We start from the raw sequence: 8,531 nt of genomic DNA, 5'->3' as shown, positions 1-8,531 counted from the left end.
TCGACTCCATCTCGCCATAAGAAGCCTTGAAATCAGCCATGTCACAGTCCTCTCAGAATTTCGAACGGACCGCGACCGGCCCCCGGCAAGGCTAAGCCAACGCCCGCGTCGAAGACATGGGGACCATTCCCCATGCGGACCCGGCTCAGGTGCGCAGCTCGGCGCGGAGCGCGGCGACGTCGTCGGCGGCGACCCAGACCGCCGTTCCGACGATGGCGTCGAACAGCTCGATCATGAGCGGGCCGAGTTCGGCGAGCGCAGTGGTGAAGCTCACCAGCACGACGCGGTTGTGGCCGGGCTCGGTCAGCCAGTAGTCCACCACGACCATCGGGATGTCGTCGGACGCGTCGGCCGGCTCGGTCCGGCGGTCCCGGCGCAGCACGAGTCCGCCGTCGCGTTCGAACACGACTCCCCCCGCGATCTCGAACGCCTCCCAGCGCTGGTCGGGGGTGGCGCCGTCGACCTCGGACGCCAGCACGCGCACCAGCGCGTCGGCGAGGGCGGCGGGATCGGTCGACTCCCCCAGCGGAAGACGCGGCCGGTACTCGGCCACGGTCGATGCGAAGGCGAGACCGCCGGGCGCGCGCAGCGAGAAGTGGAACTGCGTGGCGCCGGCGTCGCGGGCACGGCGCACCGCTTCGCCGAGCCGGGCGCGCTGCTGGGCACGCTGCGTCGCCTGGTCGTCGCGGCGCCCGAAGCGGTCGCGCACGAACGATGCGACCTCGGCGGCGATCGCCTCATCGTCGGGCGGGAGGGCGAACGCCTGCCACTGCCCGGGCAGGCTCAGGCGCAGGGCGGGACTGCGCGTCATGAACCGGCGGCCTGCTGCAGTTCGTCGGCTGTCAGCGTGAGCGTCCAGCCGAGATAGCTGCCCTGCGTGAACGGCATCTGGTCCTGGTAGTCGGCGAGGGTGACGATCATCTCGGTGCCGGGGTTCTCGGGATCGGGTGCCGACACCTCGATCACGTACGTGCGGAACCCGGCGGCCTGTGCGGCAAGCACGTCCACGGCCGAGCCCATGACATCGCCGATAGCCGCGAGACCGGCGTCGTCGACGCTGATCTCGGTCCTCACGCCGTACGAGGTCGGCGTGCCGGTGCTGTAGGCGCTCGCATCGGCGGCGGTGACGCCGTCGATGCCGGCGAGCGCCGCGATCACTGCTGCGGAATCCAACTCGGGTCCTCCTTGCTCGGGCGACGCGCACCCCGAGAGCAGGAGCGCGGCGACCAGCGCGAGCACTCCCGCACTGCGAACGGCCGCCATGTCAGTCCCCTCTCACGTACGCGTAGTCGTGACCGCTGATCGGGTTGTGGTCCTTGTCTTCTGTCGCCGGCATCCCGAAGTAGTCCGAGACCTGGACGCCGTCCACCGCATTCGGATCGTACGACATGAAGTCGACACCGGCCTGGCTGCCGCCGTCGTCGACGTGGGTCGCCACGGTCTGCTGGTACAGGTCGGAGGCGTGGGGGAACCCGTCGCCCTGCGGCGGCACATCGATCTTGTACCGGTTCGGGTCGGTCGAGTGGTCGGCGGCGAAGGGGTTCTCGGTGCGGGGCACGGGGTCCATCGTGTGCGAGACGTCGAGCACCTTCGTCGTCAGCGGGATGTCGAGGTCGTCCACGGACGAACCCGCCACCGCGATCGCGTCGACCTTGTACGTGCTCGAGAACTCGGGATCGGAGGCGAGGTTTCCGGCGGTGATGCCGCCGAGGCTCCACCCCGCGAGCATCACGTGGTCGCCGGGCTTGACGCCCGCCTCTTTCATGGCGTCCATGACCATCTTCTCCAGCTGCGTCCGCTGCTCCGGGTTCATCTTGGCGACGATGTCGCTGGTGACGTCGTTGCCGCTGGTGCCGCCGGGCAGCCACTGCTGGGTGGAGGGGATGTGCACGCGGTAGATGATCGTGCCGTCCTCGAGCGCGAACGGGATGATGCGGACCACCGACTCGTCGTTGACGCTCTTGTCGTCGGTCAGGTGACCGGCGTCGTCGATCGCGATGAGGTCCGAGAAGAGGGTCGCCATCGAGTCGTCCCGCACGCGCTTGAGCGGATCGGTGTCGACGAGCTCGGGCGTGCCCTTCTCCTGCCCGGACGCCCAGGCGATCACGGCCCACAGCGCGGGATACGTGAACAGCAGCGCGGGGATCGCCGCCTGCACCAGGGCCTGCATCGGGTCCATGCCCGTCGCCAGGTTGTACGCGAACAGCCCGGCCAGCGTCAGCAGGAACTGCATCAGCCCGGGCGTGAACACGATGATCGCAGCGAGGAGGGCCAGCGCGACCAGGACGAGTCCGACGGCGATCACCGCGACCAGCACGAGCAGGAGCATGACCGCCTGCAGCACGACCACCAGCAGCGCCAGCGCGATCACTGCCAGCGCGAGCAGTGCGAGCACGGCCAGGCCGAGCAGGATCACCGCGGCGACCACCGCGAGCACCGTCACGATGAGCACCGCGATCGCCGTCAGCACCGCGGTGATGGCCCCCACGATCGCCTCGAGCGCATCGGTCAGGAAGTCGACGATGTCGTGGAACACGCCGCCGACGTCGTCCCAGAACGAGTCGTTGAGCCCGCTGCCCTCGACGACGTCGTGGATGCGGTCGATGGCCCGCCGCGCCGCGCGGTCGCGGTCGGCGACGGCCTCGTTGTACCGTCGTCGGGCGGATGCCGCATCCGACGCCGCGCTCTCGGCATCGCGGACCGCGGCCGCCAGCGACCAGTCCAGGCTCCGCGCCTGCGACGAGGGCGCGTCATCGGCCAGCTCGCGCTGGTCGGCACGCACGCCGGCGGCGCGGACGTCTGCGGCGGATTCGTCTTCGAGCGCGGACTCATGGTCGGCGATCGCCCGGCGCGCGTCCTCCTGCGCCGACTCGAGCGAGCGCGCGTAGTCGGTCAGCGCGTCACCGGTCTCGGCGTAGCGGCGCTCGGCCTGGGCGATCTCACGGGCGAGGTGCGCGGCATCCCTTCGCACCCGGTCGATCGCGACGCTGACCATCGCGCCGCGCTGCGAGATCTCGTTGAGCGTCGACACCGCGGAGCGGATCTCGGCCGCGGTCTCGGAGTAGCGCTGCCCCGTGCTGAGCAGGACGACCGGGTCGCCGTCGAGGGGATCCATGTCAGCGGCCTCCGTCGGCGAGCTCGCGGTCGAGGTCCTCGAACGCGGTGTGGATGTCGCGCATCACGCCCGCCAGCGTGCCCAGCGCGTCCGACATGCCGCGACGGCGGTCGTCCCAGGTCGTCGCGAAGCGGCGGATGGTGTGGGCGAGCTCGGAGTGACCGCAGGCGTCGGCGGCGGCGCGCGACGAGTCGTCGGAGCCGTCGAAGGTCCGACGGATGCGTTCGGCCTCCGACGCCGTGTCGGCGATCGCACCGAGGTCGAGCTTCACCATGCCGGCCATGCGGCTCCTCCTGCGTCTCAGGCGACAGTTGTGGTCAGAGTAGGGCACCGCGCGGGTCCGCCCCCATGGGGACCATTACCCATGGTCCCCACGCGCACGCACGACATGGGTACCGCTCCCCCTGCCGTGCGGCGACTCACCCCGCGACGAGCGGCAGCTGCACCGTGACCTGCCGGCCGTTCTCGACGAACAGCCCACGGCCGGCCGGGAACTCGTGCCGCTGCACCTTCGGGAACGGGACCTTGAACAGCGACTCGCCGTCGTAGCTGTCGGGACGCAGCGCGATGCCGTGACGCCCCGCCTTGAGCTCGCCGATGAGGCCGTAGCCGCTGGAGAGCTGCGTCACGTCGCCGTCCGCCACCAGGAAATGATCGCTGCGGTTGATCGCCTGGAACAGCTCTTTGAGCGGGCGCTCGGCATCGGTGTCGCCGAACTCGGTGATGTTCTCGACCACGATCACGATGCGGCTGGTCACGGTCTCGTCGGCGACGATCTCTTTCAGCTCCTTCGCGAGCGTGCGGGCATCCTCGATGCCGATCGCCGAACGGCGCCACGGCATGTCGTCGCGGAGCACCGCGCGGCGGCCGCCGAAGTGGAACAGCTCGACGGCCGGGTCGAATCGCCGCAGCGACCGCACGATGCCGCGCACGGCCGTCGTCTTGCCGGACTGCGGCGGTCCCGCCACGACGAATGTGCCGACCGGCTCGAAGCCCTTGGGCCCGAGCGTGTCGTCGCCGATGCCGAGCACGGGGAACTCGTCGATCCGCGCGGGGAGGGCTGCGGCATCCAGCTCCGTCGGAAGCGAGCCGATGTTGCGGGCCTCCACCGCGCCGGCGGCCCGCAGCGCGGCGGCGAACTGCTCACCGGCCGCGTTCTGCTCGGCGACGTTGGTGGTGCCGCCCATCACCGCGATCTGCGTCTCGAGGCCGTCGACGATCGCGCGGCCGGGGACGCTGCGCTCGTTGAGCACGTCCTTCGGCACACCGAGGATCGAGTACGCGCCCTCGTCCGACATGCGCAGCACGACGCGCTTGGTGACGTTCGCGCTGACCGCCGTCGGCACCGCGCCGTAGCGGTCTGCGGTCGCGATCACGTGCACGCCCAGCGGGCGTCCCTCGCCGAGGATCCGCATGAAGATCGCGTAGTACGCCGCGCGGGCGGACGTGGTCTCCCAGTCCTGCTTGAAGACGCCGAAGCCGTCCAGCAGCAGGATGATGCGCGGTTCGCTGGTGTCGCCGGTGATCGTGCGGTATTCGGTCAGCGACGCGGCGTTGACCTCTGAGAACCGCTTGCCGCGGTCCTCGAGCATCTGCCGGATCGTGCGCAGCAGTCTCTGCACGCGTTCGACGTCGTCTCCCGAGACCACCGAGCCGACCTGCGGCATCGTCTCGAGCGAGCGCAGCGCGCCGGTGCCGAAGTCGATGCCGTACACGGCGACCCGGCCCGACTCGGGGCGCGCGCCCGCCGCGATGCCGATCGAGCGCAGTGTCGCCGACTTGCCGGCGCCGCTCGTGCCGTAGACGAGCATGTGGCCGTCGGTGTCGGGGCTGAAGAACACCGCCTCCTGCAACTGACGCTGCGGGATGTCGGCGAGCCCCAGCGGGATGCGGTCGTCACCCGACATCGGCAGGTCGCGCAGATCGATCGTCGTGGCGAGGTCGTCGAGCCACGGCCGACGGGGGGCGGGGATGCCGGCGTCCGAGGCCGCCGACACCAGGTTCGCCACGAGGCGCTTCTGGTCGTTGGGGCCGAGGTCCTCGTCGTGAGTGTCGGACTCGCCCTCGCCCTCGCTCTCCCACAGCGTCACCGAGCCGAACCGCAGCTCGGCCACGCGCACCTGGGCGCGGTCGGGCTCGTCGGTCGTCCAGCCGCCGGCATAGCCGGACTGGAACGGCACGAGGCGGCCGGGACCGGTCTTGGCGATGCCGCGGCCGGGCAGTGACGGGTCGAACGTCGAGGCGACCACGTCGCCGACCACGTCGTTCGAGTCCGCCGCATCGGCCATGCGCAGCGCGACGCGCAGGTTGGTGTTGGCGCGCAGGTTGTCCTTGATGACGCCGGCGGGCCGTTGCGTGGCCATGATGAGGTGGATGCCGAGCGACCGGCCGCGCTGAGCGATGTCGACGACGCCGTCCACGAACTCGGGCACCTCGGTCGCGAGTGCCGCGAACTCGTCGATGACGAGGATGAGCGCCGGCGGGGTGTCGGGGTCCTGCCGCTTCTCGAGCTCGAGCAGGTCCTTGGCCTTCTTGCGGTTGAACAGGTGCTCGCGGTGGTGCAGCTCGGCACGCAGACTCGTGAGCGCGCGGCGCACCAGGTGCGGGGACAGGTCGGTGACCAGGCCGACGGTGTGCGGCAGGTCGACGCAGTCCGCGAAGGCGGAGCCGCCCTTGTAGTCCACGTACAGGAACGTCACGCGGTCGGGGCTGTACTCGGCCGCCATGCCGAGCACCCAGGCCTGCAGGAACTCGGACTTGCCCGAGCCCGTCGTGCCGCCGACGAGCGCGTGCGGCCCCTGCGTGCGCAGGTCGAGCGACATCGCGTCGGGGCTGCCCTGGCCGATGTACGCCTTGAGCGTGCCGGCCCGCTTGAGGCGCGGACGCGGGCCGCGGCGGCGATCGATGATCGAGTTGTTCTGCCGCCAGCGCTCGATCGCGGCCTGCGGCTCGGCGGCCATGTCGGTGCCGATCAGACGCAGCATCGACACGTTCGCCGGCAAGTCGGACGAGTCCGCCGCGACCGAGCTGGAGTCCACGACCGGTGCGAGGCGCTTGGCGAAGATCTCGGCGTAGTTGCGCGAGACGCCCTCGATCTGCACCGTGCGGGTGCGGTGCCCGGCACGGACCCAGCCGACCATGGCGTCGTCGAGGCCGCCCGACACGTCGATGAACGTGCGGCACGCGGCCGGCAGCGACTCGACGGTCGGGGCGACGAAGATCGTGAAGACTCCGGCATCCGGTCCGCGCTCGATCACCTGCGTGAGGCGCGGCCGGTCGACCGGCGCGTCATGCGTGACGAAGAGCACGAGCGACACGTCCGGCACCGTCGCGTTGTCGCGTCCCTCGCCGACGCTCTTGCCGAGCGCCATCGACGAGTCGCCCTCCGACACCGGGCCGCGGCGCGTGGCCGAGCCCGACAGCCGCTCGAGGATCGCCTCTTCGAGCCCGTTGAGCAGGTTCGTCCCGGCGGACTGGCTGTCTGCCAGGGCCATCTCGGCGAACGGCGAACGCGGGCTCGTGGTGTGCGGCAGCCACTTCATCCACTCCATGTCGCCCGTCCAGGCGGGGTCGATGATGGCGGCGGTGACGACCTCGTTCGGCGCGTGCAGCCCGAACAGCTGCACGCCGAGGCCGCGCACGACGTCGGCGGCGAGCTCGCGCGGGCCGGCGATCCCGATCGCGCCGGCGGAGGGCAGCAGCTCGATGGCGGGCACGTCGTCGAGCTGCGCGAACCGCTCTCGCAGGCCGCGGACCTGCTGCGCGTACTGCGCGATGCCGCGCTGGTCGTTCGGCTCCTGCACCGTGTTGCGACTGTCGGCCGTGCCCACGCCGAGGCGCAGACCCAGGAAGTTCCAGTGCTCAGGCCGGCGGGTCCACAGCAGCGGCCCCAGCGACATCGCGTTCTCGTAGATCGTCGCAGTGGCGGGCGCCTCGGCGCGCCGGCGTTCGCGCTCCAGCCGCTCCTCGGCCTCGAGGGACTCCTCGAGCTCGTCGATCTGCGATTCGAACGTCTCGATCTCGAGCTCGAGCTTCTTGCCCTGCTGCGTGCGCTGGCCGATGAAGTTGCCGAGCATCATGAGCGGGGCCATCACCACGATGAGCAGCGACGTGACGCGCTGCGTCATCGCGAACATCGCGAAGCCCAGCAGCACCGGCGCCATGATCATCGGCCACGGGAAGATGCGCGGGTCGGCCTCGTTCGGGATGATCGGATGCCGGAACTCGCGGCCCGCGTAGCGGTCCTCGACGCGCGGCGAGCGGTTGAACATCAGCGCCCCGCCGCGCTCCAGCACGAGGGAGTCATCGGTCTGCACGCGCGGCGCGAGCGCGAACGACACCTCGGTGGCGCCGATCGTGATTCGCTGACCCGGCAGCACGCGCACGCGCTGCACGAGACCGCCGTCGACGATCAGCCCGTTGGCCGAGTTGAGGTCGATGAGGTCGATGCCCTGATCGACGTCGACGCGCGCGTGGCGCTTGGAGACCTGCGGGTCCTCCAGCAGCACCTGCGCGGGCGCCACGCGGCCGATCACGCTCGACCCGGCGGGCAGCGGGATCGCGCGACCGGCGTCGGGTCCGGAGTGGATGCGCATCACCGCGGCGGTGGCGGCGGCATCCACTCCCGTCGCGAGCGCCGGGACGACCGACGCATCGAATCCCGACCCGATCGGGGCGTCGGCGATGGGCATCGAGGGGTTCAGGTGGACCGGCTGACCGGCCGGCGAGGCGACGAGCAGCGTGGGCACCTCGCTCGCGTTGACGCCGCCCGGCGCCGCGAGGGCGTCGCCATCGGCGAGGGCGCGCGCGACGTCCTGCACGGTCGCCGTCGCATCGGCGGTCACGAGGACGTCGACGGTCGATCCCACGCCACGACGCAGGCTCAGCTTCAGCTTCACGAATCGGCACCTCTCGCCACGAGTTCGAACGACCTGCCGCCCACTTGGACCGACCACCCGAGTGGCACGCGCGCGGCCTGCTCGGCGGGCACATCGACCACATCGCCGCCTGGCGACACCAGCTGCGTGCCGTTGCGCGAGCCGCGGTCGGCGACCCACAGGCCGTCGGCGTCCTGCCCGAAGGCCGCGTGAGTCTTCGACATGAGGCGCTGCGGGTCTTCGAGACGCACGAGCGCTTCGACCTGCTCCCCCGCGGCCGGCTCGGGGTCGCGTCCGATGAGGCCGCGGCCCGGGACGCGGACGATCGAGCCGTCGTCGAAGCGGATCATCGCCTGCGCACGGCGGGAGCCGACCGGCGACGGACCCGTGCCCGGCGACGACGGGACGGCAGGGGCGGCCGGTGCCGCGGGAGCGGGTGCCGGGGTCTGGGCCGGCTGGCGCGCCGGAGCCGGCGCGGGGGCCTGCGGCGGCGCGGAGGCCTGTGCCTGCGCGGCGGCCTGAGCCGGCGCGGGGGCCGG

At 71.3% G+C, this 8,531-nt stretch carries 6 protein-coding genes; all 6 read right to left on the bottom strand.

All coding sequences use genetic code 11. The features are described from left to right. Nucleotides 1–145: 145 nt before the first annotated feature. A complete protein-coding gene (locus ABEA46_RS20335; protein ID WP_345547270.1) occupies nucleotides 146–811 on the bottom strand; it encodes a hypothetical protein in 666 nt (221 codons plus the stop codon). Next, entirely contained in the window at nucleotides 808–1,263 is a 456-nt protein-coding gene (locus ABEA46_RS20330; protein ID WP_345547269.1) for a hypothetical protein, read from the bottom strand. The genes ABEA46_RS20335 and ABEA46_RS20330 overlap by 4 nt, the downstream gene beginning before the upstream one ends. A 1-nt stretch (nucleotide 1,264) precedes the next feature. Continuing rightward, the gene (locus tag ABEA46_RS20325; RefSeq protein ID WP_345547268.1) at nucleotides 1,265–3,115 is read right to left on the bottom strand and encodes a hypothetical protein; all 1,851 of its coding nucleotides are present in this window, start codon (nucleotides 3,113–3,115) and stop codon (nucleotides 1,265–1,267) included. A gap of 1 nt (nucleotide 3,116) precedes the next feature. Continuing rightward, nucleotides 3,117–3,398: a hypothetical protein gene (locus ABEA46_RS20320; protein ID WP_345547267.1), complete on the bottom strand. Its 282-nt coding sequence runs from the start codon at nucleotides 3,396–3,398 to the stop codon at nucleotides 3,117–3,119. A 136-nt stretch (nucleotides 3,399–3,534) separates the two neighbouring features. Next, on the bottom strand, nucleotides 3,535–8,013 hold the full coding sequence (locus ABEA46_RS20315; RefSeq protein WP_345547266.1) for a type VII secretion EssC family protein: 4,479 nt from the start codon (nucleotides 8,011–8,013) through the stop codon (nucleotides 3,535–3,537). Then, a partial coding sequence (locus ABEA46_RS20310; protein WP_345547265.1) for an FHA domain-containing protein occupies nucleotides 8,010–8,531 on the bottom strand: 522 nt, incomplete at its 5' end. The genes ABEA46_RS20315 and ABEA46_RS20310, both read right to left, overlap by 4 nt.

Source organism: Microbacterium jejuense, from assembly GCF_039544225.1.
In the GTDB taxonomy this organism is placed as follows: domain Bacteria; phylum Actinomycetota; class Actinomycetes; order Actinomycetales; family Microbacteriaceae; genus Microbacterium; species Microbacterium jejuense.
The sequence above is the reverse complement of the archived record's forward strand: the minus strand, read 5'-3'. Positions and strand labels throughout refer to the sequence as shown.

Bases quoted from the DNA above. Each gene is read 5' to 3' on its own strand.
- ABEA46_RS20330 (WP_345547269.1), bottom strand. From the start codon at position 1,263: ATGGCGGCCGTTCGCAGTGCGGGAGTGCTCGCGCTGGTCGCCGCGCTC.
- ABEA46_RS20335 (WP_345547270.1), bottom strand. From the start codon at position 811: ATGACGCGCAGTCCCGCCCTGCGCCTGAGCCTGCCCGGGCAGTGGCAG.
- ABEA46_RS20320 (WP_345547267.1), bottom strand. From the start codon at position 3,398: ATGGCCGGCATGGTGAAGCTCGACCTCGGTGCGATCGCCGACACGGCG.
- ABEA46_RS20325 (WP_345547268.1), bottom strand. From the start codon at position 3,115: ATGGATCCCCTCGACGGCGACCCGGTCGTCCTGCTCAGCACGGGGCAG.